Raw genomic sequence first — 17,843 nt, forward strand, 5'->3', positions numbered from 1 at the left:
CCAAAGCTGGGAGCTTTGGCGACTTGGTCATCAGCGTAAACGGGGTGCGGGTCAAACTTTCTCGTCGGGCAGTGTCGGTTCGCTCTTCGGCATCTTCTTGAACAGCGCCCGGTCTTCCGGCCCGAACGCCCATTTTGCGATCACCGCAAAATAGGCGATGAAGATCGCGGGGATGCCGACCGACAGTTCCAGCCATTCGAGCTGCGGCGGCAGTCGCGTGAACGCCCATCCGACCGCGCCAGCAACCAGGATCGCGGCCACGAAGCCGGGGCGCAGGCTGAACACCGATGCGCTGGTCAGCTTGGCCAGCATCCAGCATTTTATGGTCGATCCCAGCGCCAGCGTCAGTACCAGCGCCATTGCCGGTCCCACCGCCTGAACATGCACATCCAGCCCCATCGCCCGCATCTGGAACACCAGCGCAAAGCTCAGTGCCGCCTGAAAGCCGAGCAGCAGCAGCGATACCACCAGATTGCGGTGCCGCGCCATATAGACCAGCCCGGCCTCTGCCACCGCGCCGGGCGTTGCGGCGACCTCGGCTGCGAGAAGGAAGCAAAGTGCCACTGCGCCGACCACGAATTGCGGGCCGACAACGCCCATCACCCCTTCCGCCGGGATTCCGCCCATCAGCAGCAATGCCGCCTGAAGCGTGATGATCCAGAAACCGACTTGCTTGACCTGCGCCGCAATTGCGCTGCGGTTTCCTGCGGCCAGATTGCGCGCGATCACCGGCCCCAACACCGGATCGAAGCTGGTCTTGAGCTTTTGCGGGATCGAGGAAACCTGCTGCGCCATGTAATAAATGCCGACGATCGCTGGCGGGAACAGCAGACCCAGGATGAATCGGTCGATATTGCGCGACCCCCATTCGATCGCATCCGCGCCCGCCAGAGGCATGTTGCGCCGGGCGAGCTGGAGCAATGGAGTCACCCGCGGCGACCAGCCATGCGGAAGGCCATAGCTGCGGATAAAGGGAATCAGGCTGGCGACCAGCGCCGCCGCCATCGACAGGACATAGGCGATAATCAGTCCGTCGCGTGCCGAGACATAATAGAGCGCCCAGGCCGCAATACTGATCGTCCACGGTTCCACGATCGCGCGCGCCGTCACCGTGGCCTTCACATTGTGGCGGTAGGCAAGCGCGGCGAGGCTGACATCGGACCAGGCGATCGCGAACACGATCACTGCCAGATAGCGGTCGAGCCCGGTGGTCCCGCTATTGGGAAACATCAGATCCGGGAAAACGAACAGCAATGCACTCGCCAGCACCGAGACGACGAACGCGACCACCATCCCGTCCCACACGACATGACTGTGCGGTCGGTCGGTCGACGCCAGCGCCTGTGCCAGCCCGCGTTTGAGGCCCAGGGTGGCGAGCAGCGCTGCCAACTCGACCACGACGACGGCGAGCGCGAACCGCCCGACTGTCTCCGCGCCATAGAGGCGCCCGGCAATGAACAGGAACGGCAACCGCGCGAGTAAACGCAGCATGAAGCCAAGAATATTGGTCCGCCCACCCTTTGCGAGCGCATTGAGATCGTCGGGTTGCGAACCCGGTGCGGTCGCGCTGCTCAATGCGCCGCGCCCCAACTGGGGCCTGTGCCGATCTCCACGCCGAGCGGCACGGTGAGCGCTATCGCGGGTTCCGCCGCAGTCTCCATCACCCGGCGGATCACCGCCGACGCAGCATCGACATCGCCTTCGGGCAGTTCGAACACCAGTTCGTCATGCACCTGCAGCAGCATCCGCACATTCGGCAGCCCCGCGTCCAGCAGCGCCGGCCCCATCCGCGCCATGGCGCGCTTGATGATGTCGGCGCTGGTCCCCTGAATCGGCGCGTTGATCGCGGCGCGCTCGCTGCCCGCGCGCTCATTCTGGTTGGGCGCGTTGATCCGCGTGAAGTGCGTCTTGCGCCCGAACAAGGTCGTCGTATAGCCGCGCGCCTTCGCCTCGGTCAGCGTGTCGGCGATATAGCGGCTGATCCCCGGGAAGCTCTGGAAATAGCGGTCGATCATCCCCTGCGCTTCGTCCGGCGTGACGTCGAGCCGTCCGGCCAGCCCCCAGCGGCTGATGCCGTAGAGGATCGCAAAGTTGATCGTCTTCGCCCGCCCGCGCGTGTCGCGGTTGACCTCGCCAAACAGCTCCATCGCGGTGCGGTTGTGAATGTCCTCGCCCTGCTCGAACGCCTCGCGCAGCGCGGGCACATCGGCGATATGCGCGGCCAAGCGCAATTCGATCTGCGAATAGTCGGCTGACAGGATGACGTTGCCCGGCTCGGCCACGAAGGCGTCGCGGATCTGCCGCCCCGTCTCGGTACGGATCGGGATATTCTGCAGGTTCGGGTCGGTCGACGACAGCCGCCCGGTCTGCGCCCCGGTCAGCGAATAGCTGGTATGCACCCGCCCCGTCGCCGGGTTGATCTGTGCCTGCAGCGCATCGGTATAGGTGGATTTGAGCTTCGACAGCTGGCGCCAGTCGAGCACTTTCAGCACCATCTCCCGCCCGGGCAGATCCTTGTCCGCCGCGATCCGCTCCAGCTCGTTGACGTCGGTCGAGTACACGCCCGACTTGCCCTTGCGCCCGCCCTTGATCCCCATCTTGTCGAACAATACGTCGCCCAATTGCTTGGGGCTGCCGATGGTGAATTTGAACCCGGCGATCGCGTGGATTTCCGCCTCCAGCGCCGCAATCTGCGTCGTAAACTCGCTGGAGAGTCGCGCCAGCACCCCGGCATCGACCTTGATCCCCGCCAGCTCCATGTCGGCGATCACCCGCACCAGCGGCCGATCGACCATCTCATAGACGCGCGTCGCGCCCTCATAGGCCAATCGCGGCTTCAACCGCCGCCACAGCCGCAGTGTGACATCGGCATCCTCGGCGGCGTAGCGCGTCGCGGCCTTCAGATCGACCTCGGCAAAGCCGATCTGCTTCTTTCCGCTCCCGGTCACATCCTTGTACGCGATGCAGCTGTGCGACAGATGCGTCGCCGCCAGCTCGTCCATGCCATGGCCGTGCAGCCCGGCATCGAGATCGAAGCTCATCACAATCGTGTCGTCATAGGGCGCGATATCGATCCCCAGTTGGCCCAGGATGATCAGGTCATATTTGAGGTTGTGCCCGATCTTGAGCACCGCCGGATCCTCCAGCAGCGGCTTGAGCTGCGCCAGCACCGTCGCGCGGTCGAGCTGCACCGGCTTCTCGGCGAACATGTCGGTCCCGCCATGGCCGATCGGAATATAGCAGGCGAGATTGGGGTGCAGCGCCAGGCTGACCCCGACCAGTTCGGCCCGGGTCGCGTCGGTGCCCGTCGTCTCAGTATCGATCGCGACCCAGCCCTGATGCCGGGCAACGGTAATCCAGCGGTCGAGCGCCGCCTCATCGACCACCGTTTCATAGGCATCGTGATCGCAGGGTGGATCGGGCTCCAGCCCCGGCACCTCATGGGTCTCGACCGGCGCATCCGCGACCGACTCACCACCGCTGCCCAGCCGCGCGAGCAAGGTCTTGAACCCGTGATGCTCGAGGAACGCGCGCAGCGGCGCATCCGGGATTCCGTCAAGGACGAAGCTGTCGAGCGGTTCGGGCAGCGGCACATCCTCGGCCAGCGCGACCAGCTTGCGCGACAGCCGCGCCATATCGGCATGTTCGATCAGGTTGTCGCGCAGCTTGCCCGGCTTCATCGTCGGCGCGGCGGCCAGCACCGCCTCGACATCGCCATGCTCGAGGATCAGCTTGGCCGCGGTCTTCGGCCCCACCCCCGGCACGCCCGGCACATTGTCGACGCTGTCGCCCATCAGCGCCAGAACTTCGCCGAGCTTGTCCGGCCCGACCCCGAACTTCTCGACCACCGCCTCCGGCCCCATGCGCCGGTCCTTCATCGTGTCGAGCATGTCGATGCCCGGTTCGGTCAGCAGCTGCATCAGATCCTTGTCGGAACTGACGATCGTCACCTGCCACCCCTGCGCCAGCGCTGCCTTGGAGTAACTCGCGATCAGATCGTCCGCCTCCCAGCCCAGTTCCTCGATACAGGGCAGGCTGAACGCGCGCGTCGCGTCGCGGATCATCGGGAATTGCGGGCGCAGATCTTCGGGAGCCGGCGGACGGTTCGCCTTGTACTGGTCGTAAAGCTGGTTGCGAAACGTCTCCTCCGCCTTGTCGAGGATCACAGCCAGGTGCGTCGGGCCCTCGGCCTTGTGCAGTTCGCTCGCCAGCTTCCACAGCATCGACACATAGCCATAGACCGCACCCGCAGGTTCGCCATGCTTGTTGGTCAGCTTGGGCAGCACATGATAGGCGCGAAAGATGAAGCTCGAGCCGTCGACAAGATAGAGATGGGGCATTGGCGAGGCTTAGCAGCGCGAAACCGCATGGGCGAGAGCTTAAGCCTCAGCGATGGTTCGCCACTACGCTCGCGACGACCGCTTGCATCAGCTGCTGGCGTTCGCGCACCGGGCGCGGGGTATCGCCGATCATCACCGCGATCGAATAGGCTTTGCCATCCGGCGCGGTCAGGATGCCGATATCGTTGAACCCGGCGGTACGCGCGCCCAGATCCTGCCCGGTCCCGGTCTTGTGCGCCAGAGTCCAGCCCACCGGCACCGCCGCGCGCAGCCGCGCCTTGCCAGTCCGCGTGCCAGACATCACCGTGGTCAGAAAACTCGTCGATGAGGCCGAGAGCAGCTCCCCGGCCTTCAGCCGCGCCAGCGCCAGCGCGATCGCCGAGGGTGCCGCGCCATCGACCGGGTCGGCAACATAGGAATCGAATGCCGCGCGCCGCACGGTCGGCGGCAATGCGGCACGCGCGCGCTGGAACTCACCCGCCATCGAATAGCGTTGGTCCCAGCTCAGCCCGGCAGTGCCCGCCTGCAACAGCCGCTCGCCCGGCCCAAAGCGAATTTCGCCCAATCCGCGATCGGCGATGAAGGCGCGTACCGCCTGCGGTCCGCCGACCAGGGTCAGCAACCGGTCATTGGCGGTATTGTCGCTCGACTGCATCGCGCGCAACAGCAACTCGCGCACAGTGGTGCGATAGACGCCGTCGCGCACCACCAGCGAAGCGATCGGCTGATGGAACAGGGTCAGATGCTCGCGGCGCAGTTCGACCGGATCGTCCAGCGTCAGACGGCCCTTGTCGCGGGCATCGAGCACGGTCATCGCGACCCACAGCTTGCTCACGCTCTGCTGCGGCATGCGGCGGTCGCCATTGGCGTCGACTTGCCACCCCCATTCGAGGCTGCGGACCGAAATGCCGACCACGCCGCCGAAATCGCGCGCAAGCGCATCGACCGTCACGGTCAGAGCGGCGGGGGCGGGAAAGACCGGGAGTGGCTTCGGCGCAGCCGGAATCGGCATCGACACGCGATAGCTGGCCGGGGTCAGATCCTTGGGGAGGTCATCGCGGTGCACGCCGGCACCGATCAACAGGACAGGCGCGAGGCCCGCCAGAGTCATTGCACGCTGAAGAATCGTAAACTCCTGCATCCCCAACACGATACCACGCCCCTTGCCCTAAGCGATCATGCTGCGTCGCGGCGTTCCGGCCAAGAGTCGACGGCAACTTCTGCGACGAACGCGCGGAATATGACGGCAAAGCGTGAAGATTCGGCCAAAATTTCAGGGAACCAATACAGTATCGCGGGCGATTTCGTCGGTCTGCGGGTGATCCAGCGTGTAGTGCAGCCCGCGGCTTTCATGCCGGTGGAGCGCCGATCGTACGATCAGTTCGGCTGACTGGAGCAGGTTGCGCAGTTCGATCAGGTCGGGGGTCACGCGGAAATGGCCGTAATAGTCGGCGACCTCCTCGTTGAGCATCTTGATGCGGTGCGCGGCGCGTTCGAGCCGCTTGGTGGTCCGCACGATCCCGACATAGTTCCACATGAAGCGGCGGATTTCGGTCCAGTTCTGCTTGATCACCACTTCTTCATCCAGATCGGTGACGCGGCTCTCGTCCCATGGGCGGATCGGCGGTGGCGGGGGCAGATCATTCCAGTTCGCCGCGATATGCCGCGCGGCCGCCTCGCCGAACACGAAACATTCGAGCAGCGAGTTGCTCGCCAGCCGGTTCGCGCCGTGGAGCCCGCTCTCGCTACACTCGCCAGCGGCATAGAGCCCGGGCAGATCGGTGCGCCCGTCCAGGTCGATGACGACCCCCCACAGGTGTAGTGCTGCGCCGGCACCACCGGGATCGGCTGGGAAGTCATGTCGATGCCCAGGCCAATCAGCTTGTCATGGATGTTGGGGAAATGCCCCTTTACGAACTCGGCGGGCATATGGCTGATGTCGAGATGGACGAAATCGAGGCCGTCGCGCTTGATTTCGGCGTCGATTGCGCGGGCGACCACATCGCGCGGGGCCAGCTCCATCCGCTCCGGGTCGTAATCCGCCATGAAGCGCTTGCCGGTCTGCGGGTTGAAGAGTCGCCCGCCCTCGCCCCGCACCGCTTCCGTGATCAGGAAATTCTTGACGTCGAGATTGTAGAGGCAGGTCGGGTGGAACTGCATCATCTCCATGTTCGAGATGCGGCACCCCGCGCGCCACGCCATCGCAATGCCGTCACCGGTCGCCCCCTTGGGCGCGGTCGAGAAGAGATAGGTGCGCCCCGCCCCGCCGGTCGCCAGCACCGTGGCGTTCGCTGTGAACAGCTCGACGCCCCCGGTCGCGCGGTTGACGGCATAGACGCCCCACACCTTGCCCGCCCCCGAATAGCGCAGCTCATGGCGGCTGGTGGCAAGATCGATCGCGACCATGTCTGGGACCAGGGTGATGTTGGGATTGGCGCGCGCGGCGCGGATCAGCGCCTCCTGCACCGCCCAACCGGTGGCGTCGTCGACATGGACGATGCGGCGCGCGCTGTGCCCGCCCTCACGCGTCAGGTGCAGTGCGTTGCCGTCCATATTGAATGGCACGCCCAACTCGACCAGCCGTTCGATCGCGGCGGGGGCGTTTTCGACCACCATCTCTACCGTCGCACGGTCGTTGAGGCCCGCGCCGGCGATCATCGTATCCTCGATATGCGCCTCGAACGTGTCGCCCGGCTCGAGCACCGCGGCGATCCCACCCTGCGCCCAGGCGGTCGACCCCTCATCCAGCCCGCCCTTGGCCAGCACCGTCACCCGGAACCGTTGGGCAAGATTGAGCGCGGCGGTCAGCCCGGCGGCGCCCGATCCGATGACAAGCACGTCGCACTGATGGGGGTCGTGGGCCACTCTTATTCCTTCGCGCACTCATGGCGGTGGGCCGCTATGCGACAAAGCGCGGCGATTTCAAACACGCTGCGGTTGCCGCATAACAGCGCAGGTCATAGCGAGCGGATTACAAGGAGATACCGATGCGCCTGATCCTCGCCGCCGCCGCTGCCCTGTTCGTCGCGACTGTGCCAGCACTCGCCGCACCGGGCTGCCCGGTTGTCTCCGGCACCACGGCGCGGGTGACGGTCGGCAATACCGGACGCAGCATGCTGCTCCACGTTCCCGCGAATGCACCGCCGGGTCGCCTTCCGCTCGTCTTCGCCTTGCACGGCAGCGGTGGCGACGGCGCCGCCATCCTGGCGCAGTCGAAGCTGGAGGCGAGCAGCGACCGCCACGGATTCCTTGTCGCCGCGCCGGACGCTGGCATCCCGGTCGAGCGCGGCTTTGTCTGGAACATTCCGGGCGTCCCGACCGTCACCGGCAAGGTGCCGGGGCCGGGCGATGCCGATGACGTCGCCTTCCTCAAGACCGCGATCGACTGGCTGGCGAACAGCGGCTGTGCCGACCGCAAGCGCGTCTATGCCACCGGCCTGTCGGGTGGCGGGCGGATGACGTCATGGCTGGGCTGCGTCGCGTCAGACCGCTTCGCCGTGATCGCCCCGGTCGTGGGCCTTCGCGCCGGCAACCCGCTGGCGAGCGACACGGCCCGCCCGGACCCCACGACCTGCACGCCCAAGCACCCGATGCCGGTGATCGCCTTTGCCGGAGACGCCGACGGCACCAACCCGGTGCAGGGTGGCGGCGCGGGCTATTGGCAATATACGATGGAGGCTGCGGAGGCGCGCTGGGCCGCGCTCAACGGGTGCAAGGCAGGCCCGCTGCGCCGCGACCTCGCCGCGAACCTCTATGAGCGGCTGCATACGCAATGCCGGGCGCGCGCCGAAGTCGCCGCCCATATCCTGCGCGGCGGCGGGCATGTCTGGACTGCGGACAATGACGCGATGTGGCGCTTCTTCGCGCGCTATCGGCGTTAGGCCGCGTTCGCCGCCCGCGTCAGGCTCAGGAACACGTCCTCCAGATCCGCCTCGCGCGTGCTGACGTCAACGATGCCGAACCCCGCCGCCTGCACCGCGCCCAGCACTTCGCCGGCGTTCGCGCGGTCCTTGCGATAGGTGATGACCAAGGTCCGCTCGCCCTTGGCTTCGATCTTCTGGAAACAGGCATTGGCGGGCAGATCGGCGATGTCACGGTCCACGACGACCTCGACCGCCTTTTCCTGCGTCTTGCCGACCAGCTCACGGGTCGGCTCGTTGGCGATCAGCTTGCCGTGGTTGATGATCGCGATGCGATCGCACAGCTCCTCCGCTTCCTCCAGATAGTGTGTGGTCAGCACCACCGTCACGCCGGCGTCGTTGAGCGTGCGGACATAGGCCCAGAGCTGCTGGCGTAGTTCAATATCGACGCCGGCAGTCGGTTCGTCGAGCACCAGCACCGGCGGCGAATGCACCATTGCCTTGGCGACCATGAGCCGCCGCTTCATCCCGCCCGACAAAGTGCGCGAATAGGCGCGCGCCTTGTCCTCCAGATGCACCGCGCGCAGCAACTCCATCGAGCGCCGTTCGCCCTTCGGCACGCCGTACAGCCCGGCCTGAATCTCCAGCGTCTCGACCGGCGTGAAGAAGGGGTCGAACATGATCTCCTGATTGACGATCCCGATCGCGCGCTTGGCGTTGCGCGGACTGGCGTCGATGTCGAATCCCCAGATGCGCGCGGTGCCGCCGGTCTTGTTGACCAGACCCGCCAAGATGTTGATCAGCGTCGACTTGCCCGCACCATTGGGCCCGAGCAGCCCAAAAATCTGTCCGCGCGGGACGGAGAAGCTCACCCCGTCCAGCGCCTGTTTGCCGCCCTTATAGACCTTCGAAAGGCCGTCGATCTCGATCGCCGCGTCGCTCATCGGGCGGAAGTGGGACGGTGCGTCGCGATTGGCAAGCAGATCGGTTGCCAAAACCGGCCGCAGGGCACAGGCTTGGTGACCATCCGGGGAGGAAAAACGATGCTGATCGTCCATGCAATCGCGCTCGCAATTGCCCAGGCCACCCCGACCCCCGCCGATCAGGCCGACGCGAAATGCGTGTTTGCGATGACGATGCTGGGCGAAAGCGCCTCCGCGACCGACAAGCCCGGACTCGAGATGACGATGAGCTTTTTTCCTGGGCAAGATCGTCGGGCGAAGCGGAGCGGCGATGCTCGGCCCCGCTATCGATGCGGTGGCGGAATCGATGCAGGCAGGCGGCATCGACGGCGCGGCGAAGTTGGCCGAGCAATGCGCGAGCGAGTTCGAACGCTCGACCGGATCAATGTAGGCAACCGTGCACGCCGCGATTGCCCGCGCGCGCGCGCTTTGCTAACCGCGTCCCCATGATCGCGCCGCCCGAAGTCACCCGCGTCACCACCGCCTGCGTCGTCTGTGACGGCGCGCACGCCGGTATTCCCGCCGTGTTGGGCCATCCGCGCGTGTTTTTGCAGATCGATGAGCATGGCTATGTCGATTGCGGCTATTGCGACCGCCGCTTCGTGCTGATCGGCGGCCCCGTCGATGGTAGCAATCAGGGCGACCTGCCCGATATCGCGTCTGGCGCGAGCATCTAACTTACCTATATTCGGGGAATGTACCGCGATCCCCGAGGCTTTCTTTACCGCGACGGCTTTGACGCCGATGCCGCCCAGCGCCTGACCGCATCGATCCTCGCCAAGGCCGAGGATGGCGAGCTTTACCTGCAATATCGCAAATCGGAAGCGTTCGGCTTTGACGACGGACGGCTCAAGACCGCGTCGTACAATACCGATTCGGGCTTTGGCCTGCGCGCGGTGAGCGGCGAAACCACCGCCTTCGCGCACGCCAACGAGATCAGCGAAGCCGCGATCCGCCGCGCGGGCGAGACGATGGCGCTGATCGACCCGGCGACCGGGCCCAAGGCCGCTGCCCCGACGCGCACCAATCGCCATCTCTACACCGACGCCGACCCGCTCGACCTGGTTCCCTTCGCCGACAAGGTGAACCTCTGCCAGACGATCGATGCAGCCGCCCGCGCGCGCGACCCGCGCGTGGTGCAGGTGTCGGCGAGCCTGCTGGGGTCATGGAGCGTGGTCGAAATCGTGCGGCCAGACGGCTTTGTCGCGACCGACATCCGCCCGCTGGTCCGCCTCAATGTCAGCATCGTGGTTGAGGCAAATGGGCGGCGCGAGACTGGCAGCTTCGGCACCGGCGGTCGCGCGCTCTATGACCGACTGTTCGAGCCCGTGACGTGGAACCACGCGATCGACGAGGCGCTGGCGCAGGCGTTGGTCAATCTCGACGCGGTCGATGCGCCGGCCGGCGAGATGACCGTGCTACTCGGACCGGGTTGGCCCGGTGTGCTGCTGCACGAGGCGGTCGGCCATGGCCTTGAGGGCGATTTCAACCGCAAAGGGACCAGCGCCTTTTCGGGCCGGATCGGCGAGCGCGTCGCTGCACCCGGCGTCACCGTGGTCGATGATGGGTCAATCATGGGCCGGCGCGGATCGCTGTCGATCGACGATGAGGGCACGCCGACGCGCGAGACGGTGCTGATCGAGGACGGCATCCTCAAGGGCTATATGCAGGATCGCCTCAACGCGCGGCTGATGGGGGGTCGAACCCACCGGAAACGGCCGACGCGAGAGCTTCCAGCACGCGCCGATGCCGCGCATGACCAACACCTTCATGAAGGGGGGGCAAGGACGACCCCGCCGAGCTGTTGAGCCGCGTCAAGAAGGGCATCTTCGCCAAGAGCTTCGGCGGCGGTCAGGTCGACATCGTGTCGGGCAAGTTCGTCTTCTCCTGCACCGAGGCGTACAAGATTGAGAACGGCAAGATCGGCGCCCCGATCAAGGGCGCGACGCTGATCGGTGATGGTCCCACCTGCCTGACCAAGGTAATCGGGATCGGCAATGATTTTGCGCTCGACGAGGGCATCGGCATGTGCGGCAAGGGCGGGCAGTCCGTGCCTGCGGGCGTCGGTCAGCCGAGCCTGCTGGTCGAGCGGCTGACGGTCGGCGGAACGGCGGCGTAAAGCCTGCTCTGTTCAAACAAGCTTTGTTACCCTGCGAAAGCAGGGGGTCCAGAGCAGGCACGGCATCGCTTGCGGCCCTGGACTCCTGCTTTCGCAGGAGGACGGTTCAAGCAACTGACACCCTTTAGGCAAGCAGCCGCGCAACTTCGGTGAAGTCGTGCGCGATGTCGTGAACGCCGATTTCGCGCAGCCGGGTCGCGTGATCCGGCCCGCAATGATTGCCCGCGCAGATGCCGATGACATGTGCGCCCGACGCCACCGCGCCGGTCGCGCCAACGGGTGAATCCTCCAGAATCGCACAGCGTTCGATCGGCACGCCCAGTTGCGCAGCGGCGTGGAGATAGATGTCGGGGGCGGGTTTTCCCCGTGCGACATGCTCGCGCCCGCTGAAGATCCGTCCGTCGAACGCATCGCGGATGCCGAAATGGTCGAGATGCGTCCCGATCCAGCGGCTGTTGCTCGACGAGGCGATGGCACGCGGCAGGTCGGCGGGCAGCGCGCGGACAAAGGCGATTGCGCCCGCAACCTCCGCCACCCCTTCGGTCAGCGCGCGGCGATTTTCGATCTCGCGCGCGGTGTGGAAGTCCTCCGGAAGCGTTCGCCCGATCCAGGTTTCGATCGCGTCGAGAAACTCGCGCCCGGCCAGACCCATGAAGTTCGCCATCGACTCTTCGGGGCTGGTTGGATGGCCGATGCCGGTCAGATATTCGGCGATGTGCCGGTTGCCCTCGAACTCGCTTTCGAGCAGCACTCCGTCGAAATCAAAGATCAGCGCGTCGAAGCGCACCGAGAGGGTCATGCGCGCGCCCCGAACAATGCGGTGCCGACGCGGACATGGGTCGCGTCGATCGTGACCGCGACGTCGAAATCGTCCGACATGCCGATGCTGAGGCCCTCCAGCCCCGCCTCGCGCGCCAGCTTTGCCAGGAGCGCGAAATAGGGGGCCGAATCGACGCCCACCGGCGGAACAGCCATCAGCCCGACGATCGGCAAGTCAGCCGCCATCGCCTCGGCCAGCAGCGCGGGTAGCTCTGCAACCGCGACGCCGCCCTTTTGCGGTTCGTCCCCGATATTGACCTGAATGAAACAATCGGGGCGCTTACCGGACTCGGCCATCGCCTTGGCGAGCGCCGCGATGAGCGAAGAACGATCGACCGAATGAATCGCATCGAACAGCGCGACAGCGTCCGCCGCCTTGTTCGACTGGAGCTGACCAACCAGATGCAGGCGGATATCGGGGTGCGCCGCACGCAGCGCAGGCCATTTCTCGGCCGCTTCCTGCACCCGATTCTCGCCAAACACGCGCTGGCCCGCGTCGAGCAGCGGTCGGATCGCATCGGCATCATGCGTCTTGGAGACCGCGATCAGCGTGACGGCGTCGGGGCGACGGTCGGCCAGTGTGGTGGCGCGTGCGATTCGCGTGCGGATAGCGGCGAGGCGGGAAGAAGCGGTTTCGGCGGACATGCGGCGCGCTATAGGAAAGGCGATGCCGCGCCGCCACCCCTGCCCCGTCACCTTGCCGCGCCGCTGGCTGATGACCGACGAACGGATGGACGAAGCGCTATGGCGTGCGATCGACGCGCTGCCGCGCGGGTCGGGGATCGTGTTTCGCCACTATGCGACGCCGGCGGGCGCACGGCGCGCACTGTTCGATCGGGTGCGCGGCACCGCGCGACGTGGGGGACATTTGCTGCTGGTCGCCGGTCCCCGAGTCGGGCGCGGGCCCCTGCCCCGCCATGGTCGCGAGCGGGGAGCACTCACCGCGCCGGTCCATTCTCGCCGAGAAGCAATCGCCGCGATTCGCGCCAGCGCGGCGCTGTTGTTCGTTTCCCCGTCCACCCGACACGCTCACATGTCGGCGCCCCCACACTCGGGCGTGTGCGACTCGGACTGATGATCCGCGGGCTCAAGCTGCCGGTGATTGCGCTGGGCGGCATGGATGAACGTCGCTGGCGCACACTCCGGCAACTCGGTGTATATGGATGGGCCGGGATCGACGCCTGGGCCTGAACCCAACGTCAGCGATCAGAAGCGGATCGCGGTTCCGACATAGACCGCCTGGCTGTCGCGGCGGTCGTCGTTGAGCTGCGGCAGGCGATCCTTCTCGGTTGTGTAGCGGACGCCCGCCGTCACATCGAGGTTGCGCGTGATCGAATAGGCACCACCGACATCGATCGAGTAATTCGGATCGACCGTCAGCAGGCGCGGCCCGCGCTCAGTGGGCTTCTCGCTGGTTGCCTTGATCCGGCCCGTTGCGCGCTTGCCGGTGTAGGAGACACCCAGATCCATCTTCTCGCTGCTGCCCGGCTGTCCAGCCAGGTCCATCTTGGCAAGGTCGCCCGAGATGGCGAAGCGCTTCCAACCCACCGAGACGCCGAGATTATAGGCGATCGGCTGAAGCGTGACCGAAGCGGGTGCCGCAGCACCACGATCAGCAACCGCCGCCGAAGGACGCGCGGTGCGCGCACGGACGGCAACGGTCACGCTGCGATTGCTGGTCCCGCGGGTATCGGCCGGGGTGAAGCGGAAGCCGGTCCCCGACAGCCCGCTGCGCGCCAGTGCCGCTGCGAGTCGCGGATCGGCGGATGCCGGGGTGAAGGTGCCGATTCCGGCGATCGGAGCGGCGCGCGCAGGCGTAGCGCGCTGTGGTGTCCCGGTCTGCGCGAGGATCGCCGGCGCAGCGACGAGCCCGGCGACGCCCAGCGCCCCCAGTCCCATGCCAGCGATGATCCGACGAAAACGCATGAAGAACCCCTTACTCGCTCATAGCGCTACCATGATTCGGCCCCAATGTTCCACAGGCCGAATCCGATTTCGCCGCAGGTGTTGCACAAGACGCACAGCCCCGCCGCGCCACACCATCGTTCCACGCGGCGGCTTGCGCTTGCGGCGCGCGCGCCAGCATCTATAGATGCACACCGAATAGATGAGACTTCCCATAGGATGATGCCGATGAACCGCCAGTTGCGCACCGCGATCCTGGGCAGCGTTGCCCTCACCCTCGCCGCATGCGGTGGCGGTGGCGATCGCCCGCGCGCCGACCTTGCCGCGTCGAAGGTCACGACGATCGGCGTCAACGCCTATCTGTGGCGCGCCGCGCTCGACACCGTGTCGTTCGCGCCGATCGCCCAGACCGATCGAACGGCGGCGTGATCGTCACCGACTGGCATGTGAACCCCAACCTCACGACCGAGCGGGTAAAGATCACCGTCGCGATCCTGGACCAAGATCTGCGCGCCGATGCGCTGCGCGTCAGCGTCCAGCGTCAGGTCAACCGCGGCGGCCAGTGGGTCGATGCCCCGGTCGAGGCGGCAACGGTCCAGAAGCTGGAGGATATCATCCTCACCAAGGCGCGCGATCTGCGCCGCGCTGCCATCGCCGGGAATTGAGCTGTAGTTTAGTTTAGCGGCACCGGCCTGCTCCTCCACCCGGCGACGGACTCGCGGACCCGGGCAGGGGCGAGCCGACGCCGAGCCTGAGGAAATACCATGTCGCGGTTCAACGCGCTGAACGCCGATTCCGCGTGGCAGAAGGTCTGGGAGGAACGCCGTACCTTCGCCGCGGACGATCACTCGCCCAAGCCCAAATCCTATGTGCTCGAGATGTTTCCCTACCCGTCGGGGCGCATCCATATGGGGCATGTCCGCAACTACACGATGGGCGACGTGCTGACGCGCTATCGGCGGATGAAGGGCATGGAAGTGCTCCACCCGATGGGGTGGGATGCGTTCGGCATGCCCGCCGAAAATGCCGCGATGGAAAAGAAGGTCCATCCCGGCGGCTGGACGCGCGACAATATCGCGACGATGCGCGCGCAGCTGAAGCGGCTGGGCCTGGCGATCGACTGGGGCCGCGAGCTGGCGACGTGTGAGCCGGACTATTACGGCCACGAGCAGGCACTGTTTCTCGATCTGTTCGCTAACGGATTGGTTTATCGCAAGGAATCGACGGTCAACTGGGACCCGGTCGATATGACCGTGCTTGCCAATGAGCAGGTGATCGACGGGCGCGGGTGGCGATCCGGGGCGCTGGTCGAAAAGAAGAAGCTCAGTCAGTGGTTCCTCAAGATCACCGACTTTGCCGACGAGCTGCTCGACGGGCTCGAAAGCCTCGACAAATGGCCCGACAAGGTCCGGCTGATGCAGGAAAACTGGATCGGCAAGTCGCAGGGGGATGCAGTTCCGCTTCAAGCTTTCGTCCAGCGATTTCAATGAAGTAGAGGTGTTCACGACCCGCCCGGACACGATCTTCGGATCGAGCTTCGTCGCGATCGCGGCGGACCATCCGATCGCGCAGGCGCTGGCCACCAGGGACCCGGCAGCGGCAGAGTTCATCGCGCAGTGCAAGCTCGGCGGCACCACCGCGGCGGAGATCGAGACGCAGGAGAAGCTCGGCTTTGACACCGGCATTCGCGCGGTGCATCCTTTTGATTCCGCGTGGGAATTGCCGGTCTATATCGCGAATTTCGTGCTGATGGATTACGGCACCGGCGCGGTGTTCGGCGTGCCGGCGCACGACCAGCGCGATTTCGAATTCGCGACCAAATATGGGCTCCCGATCCGGCGAGTCGTATCTGATGGCGAAAAAACCGAAAGCGAATATGTCGAGGAAGAAAGCTTCACCGGCCCCGGAACGCTCGTCAATTCTCACTTCCTGAATGGCATGGATGTCGCCGATGCGAAGCGCGAGGTGATCCGCCGTGCCGAATCCGAAGGCTGGGGCAAGGGAACGACCGTCTGGCGGCTGCGCGACTGGGGCGTGTCGCGCCAGCGTTACTGGGGCACGCCGATCCCGATCGTGCATTGCGAGATTTGCGGTGCGGTGCCGGTGCCCAAGAAGCAGCTGCCCGTGGTGCTGCCCGAAGATGTCAGTTTCGACATCCCCGGCAACCCGCTCGACCGCCATCCGACGTGGAAGCATGTCGATTGCCCGCAATGCGGCAAACCGGCACGGCGCGAGACCGATACGCTGGATACCTTCGTCGATCCGAGCTGGTATTTCATCCGCTTCGCCAGCCAGCCGGGCGACAAGCCGTTCGACCGCGCGGTGGCCGAACAATGGCTGCCGGTGAACCAATATATCGGCGGGGTCGAGCATGCGATCCTGCACCTGCTCTATGCCCGCTTCTGGACGCGTGCGCTCAAGCGGATCGGGATGATCGACATCGCCGAACCGTTCGAGGGGCTGTTCACCCAGGGGATGGTGACGCACGAGACCTACAAGGCGGCCGATGGCCGCTGGCTGTCCCCGGACGAGATCGAGCGGCGCAACGACGTGCTCGTCGAGCGCGCGAGCGGCGGTCCGGTCACGGTCGGGCGCATCGAGAAGATGTCAAAGTCCAAGAAGAACACGGTCGATCCCGAACCGATCGTCGACCAGTATGGCGCGGACGCGGTGCGGTGGTTCGTGCTGTCGGATTCGCCGCCCGAGCGCGATCTGGAGTGGACCGAAAACGGGATCGAGGGTGCCTGGCGCTTCGTCCAACGGCTGTGGCGGCTGTTCGACCAGTTGGAAGCATGGGAGGGCGAGGACAAGGGCCTCGACCGCGTGCTGCACCAGACGATCGCCGGGGTCGCCGCGGATATAGAAGGGCTGCAGTTCAACAAGGCGGTGGCCAAGCTCTATGCCCTGGTCAATGCGATCGAAAAGGCCGCGCCGAGCGCGTCGCGCGCAACCGCGATCCGCACCGCGATCCTGATCGCCGCACCGATGGTGCCGCATCTGGCCGAGGAAGCCTGGGCCGCGATGGGCAATGACGGCCTGATCGCCGATGCCGAGTGGCCGGCGGTCGATCCCGCCCTGCTGGTCGATGACGAGGTGACAATCGCGATCCAGGTCAACGGCAAGCTGCGCGACACGGTCACGGCGGCCAAGGGGGCGGACAAGGCCGATCTGGAAGCCATGGCCTTGGCAAACGCCAATGTGCAGCGCATTCTGGACGGCGCAACACCCCGAAAGGTGATCGTCGTGCCCGACCGTCTGGTGAATATCGTCGCATGACGCGCCCTGCCCTTCTCCTCGCGCTCGCCGTTGCGGGCATGACCCTGTCGGGCTGCGGGCTGCGACCGCTCTACGGCGGCGGCGTGGGTGGCCCGGTGCAGACGATGCTGTCGGGGGTCGAGGTTGCGCCAATTCAGGGCGAGGCCGGCTGGCTGGTCTCCAATGCGGTGCGCGACCGGATCGAGGCGACGCGCAGCGGCACCCCGGCCTATCGGCTGGAGATCAAGCTGGACGACCGGATCGAGGGTCTGGGCGTGCGCAGCGATGACGTGGTGACGCGCGAGCGGCGGACGCTGCGCGCGCGCTATCAGCTGATCGACCTGACGACCGGACAGACGGTGCTCGATGCGACCGCCGAGTCGGATGCGGGCATCGACGTCGCGGGATCGGAATATGCCACCATCGCGGCGGAGCGGAGCGCGCTGGAGCGGCTGTCGGGCATCGTCGCGGACCAGATCGTCGCGCGGTTGGCCCGGTACGCGCGCAGCTCTAGCCCCAAGTGAAGGCGAGCGAGGCGCAGATTCGGGCGCGGCTGGACAAGCCGGGCCCCGATATTCGCCTG

Annotated in this window: 11 protein-coding genes and 4 pseudogenes; 7 read left to right on the forward strand and 8 right to left on the reverse strand. The window is 65.9% G+C overall.

Annotation, left to right across the window (positions count from 1 at the left end; translation table 11 throughout):
- Nucleotides 1-51: 51 nt before the first annotated feature.
- The 4 genes and pseudogenes from LRS12_RS06585 to nadB form a co-directional block, all read right to left on the reverse strand.
- Nucleotides 52-1,575 (reverse strand): lipopolysaccharide biosynthesis protein, encoded by a 1,524-nt coding sequence (locus tag LRS12_RS06585; RefSeq protein ID WP_257843863.1) that lies wholly within the window; start codon nt 1,573-1,575, stop codon nt 52-54.
- Complete coding sequence (gene polA, locus LRS12_RS06590) at nt 1,572-4,340, reverse strand: DNA polymerase I (protein WP_257843864.1); 2,769 nt, start codon at nt 4,338-4,340, stop codon at nt 1,572-1,574. The genes LRS12_RS06585 and polA overlap by 4 nt, the downstream gene beginning before the upstream one ends.
- Before the next feature lie 46 nt (nt 4,341-4,386).
- The gene (locus LRS12_RS06595) at nt 4,387-5,481 is read right to left on the reverse strand and encodes a serine hydrolase (protein ID WP_257843865.1); all 1,095 of its coding nucleotides are present in this window, start codon (nt 5,479-5,481) and stop codon (nt 4,387-4,389) included.
- Between the two features lie 132 nt (nt 5,482-5,613).
- Nucleotides 5,614-7,205: pseudogene (gene nadB, locus LRS12_RS06600) on the reverse strand (L-aspartate oxidase).
- Between the two features lie 122 nt (nt 7,206-7,327).
- Here nadB and LRS12_RS06605 point away from each other — a divergent pair.
- The gene (locus LRS12_RS06605) at nt 7,328-8,221 is read left to right on the forward strand and encodes a PHB depolymerase family esterase (protein ID WP_257843866.1); all 894 of its coding nucleotides are present in this window, start codon (nt 7,328-7,330) and stop codon (nt 8,219-8,221) included.
- Here the strand turns inward: LRS12_RS06605 and LRS12_RS06610 are convergent.
- Nucleotides 8,218-9,144: an ABC transporter ATP-binding protein gene (locus LRS12_RS06610; protein ID WP_257843867.1), complete on the reverse strand. Its 927-nt coding sequence runs from the start codon at nt 9,142-9,144 to the stop codon at nt 8,218-8,220. The genes LRS12_RS06605 and LRS12_RS06610 overlap by 4 nt on opposite strands.
- 464 nt (nt 9,145-9,608) lie before the next feature.
- Here LRS12_RS06610 and LRS12_RS06615 point away from each other — a divergent pair, with 464 nt between their 5' ends.
- Together LRS12_RS06615 and tldD are read left to right on the forward strand one after the other, a co-directional pair.
- Entirely contained in the window at nt 9,609-9,839 is a 231-nt protein-coding gene (locus tag LRS12_RS06615) for a zinc-finger domain-containing protein (RefSeq protein WP_257843868.1), read from the forward strand.
- Nucleotides 9,840-9,857: 18 nt separating this feature from the next.
- Nucleotides 9,858-11,281: pseudogene (gene tldD, locus LRS12_RS06620) on the forward strand (metalloprotease TldD).
- 124 nt (nt 11,282-11,405) lie between these two features.
- Here tldD and LRS12_RS06625 read toward each other — a convergent pair.
- The gene (locus LRS12_RS06625; protein ID WP_257843869.1) at nt 11,406-12,080 is read right to left on the reverse strand and encodes an HAD family phosphatase; all 675 of its coding nucleotides are present in this window, start codon (nt 12,078-12,080) and stop codon (nt 11,406-11,408) included.
- Nucleotides 12,077-12,745 (reverse strand): YggS family pyridoxal phosphate-dependent enzyme, encoded by a 669-nt coding sequence (locus tag LRS12_RS06630; protein ID WP_257843870.1) that lies wholly within the window; start codon nt 12,743-12,745, stop codon nt 12,077-12,079. The genes LRS12_RS06625 and LRS12_RS06630 overlap by 4 nt, the downstream gene beginning before the upstream one ends.
- A gap of 70 nt (nt 12,746-12,815) precedes the next feature.
- Here LRS12_RS06630 and LRS12_RS06635 point away from each other — a divergent pair, with 70 nt between their 5' ends.
- Complete coding sequence (locus LRS12_RS06635) at nt 12,816-13,175, forward strand: hypothetical protein (protein WP_308222980.1); 360 nt, start codon at nt 12,816-12,818, stop codon at nt 13,173-13,175.
- Between the two features lie 131 nt (nt 13,176-13,306).
- Here LRS12_RS06635 and LRS12_RS06640 read toward each other — a convergent pair whose 3' ends face one another.
- Nucleotides 13,307-14,026, reverse strand: coding sequence for a hypothetical protein (locus tag LRS12_RS06640; protein WP_257843871.1), 720 nt, complete (start codon nt 14,024-14,026; stop codon nt 13,307-13,309).
- A 207-nt stretch (nt 14,027-14,233) separates the two neighbouring features.
- Between LRS12_RS06640 and LRS12_RS06645 the strand changes: the two are divergent.
- The 3 genes and pseudogenes from LRS12_RS06645 to lptE all read left to right on the forward strand — a co-directional run bounded on the left by LRS12_RS06645 (nt 14,234) and on the right by lptE (nt 17,784).
- Nucleotides 14,234-14,670 (forward strand): annotated as a pseudogene (locus LRS12_RS06645) (DUF3576 domain-containing protein).
- A 99-nt stretch (nt 14,671-14,769) separates the two neighbouring features.
- Nucleotides 14,770-17,281, forward strand: a pseudogene (leuS, locus tag LRS12_RS06650) (leucine--tRNA ligase).
- Nucleotides 17,278-17,784: an LPS assembly lipoprotein LptE gene (gene lptE, locus LRS12_RS06655; protein WP_257843872.1), complete on the forward strand. Its 507-nt coding sequence runs from the start codon at nt 17,278-17,280 to the stop codon at nt 17,782-17,784. The pseudogene leuS and the gene lptE overlap by 4 nt, the downstream one beginning before the upstream one ends.
- The last annotated feature ends 59 nt before the right edge of the window (nt 17,785-17,843 follow it).

This window comes from Sphingomonas sp. J344 (genome assembly GCF_024700005.1).
GTDB lineage: Bacteria > Pseudomonadota > Alphaproteobacteria > Sphingomonadales > Sphingomonadaceae > Sphingomonas.

Excerpts from the sequence above, each read along its gene's own strand:
- LRS12_RS06615 (WP_257843868.1), top strand. The coding sequence starts at position 9,609 with ATGATCGCGCCGCCCGAAGTCACCCGCGTCACCACCGCCTGCGTCGTC.
- LRS12_RS06640 (WP_257843871.1), bottom strand. The coding sequence starts at position 14,026 with ATGCGTTTTCGTCGGATCATCGCTGGCATGGGACTGGGGGCGCTGGGC.
- lptE (WP_257843872.1), top strand. The coding sequence starts at position 17,278 with ATGACGCGCCCTGCCCTTCTCCTCGCGCTCGCCGTTGCGGGCATGACC.
- LRS12_RS06595 (WP_257843865.1), bottom strand. The coding sequence starts at position 5,481 with ATGCAGGAGTTTACGATTCTTCAGCGTGCAATGACTCTGGCGGGCCTC.
- LRS12_RS06625 (WP_257843869.1), bottom strand. The coding sequence starts at position 12,080 with ATGACCCTCTCGGTGCGCTTCGACGCGCTGATCTTTGATTTCGACGGA.
- LRS12_RS06605 (WP_257843866.1), top strand. The coding sequence starts at position 7,328 with ATGCGCCTGATCCTCGCCGCCGCCGCTGCCCTGTTCGTCGCGACTGTG.
- LRS12_RS06635 (WP_308222980.1), top strand. The coding sequence starts at position 12,816 with ATGACCGACGAACGGATGGACGAAGCGCTATGGCGTGCGATCGACGCG.
- LRS12_RS06610 (WP_257843867.1), bottom strand. The coding sequence starts at position 9,144 with ATGAGCGACGCGGCGATCGAGATCGACGGCCTTTCGAAGGTCTATAAG.
- polA (WP_257843864.1), bottom strand. The coding sequence starts at position 4,340 with ATGCCCCATCTCTATCTTGTCGACGGCTCGAGCTTCATCTTTCGCGCC.
- LRS12_RS06630 (WP_257843870.1), bottom strand. The coding sequence starts at position 12,745 with ATGTCCGCCGAAACCGCTTCTTCCCGCCTCGCCGCTATCCGCACGCGA.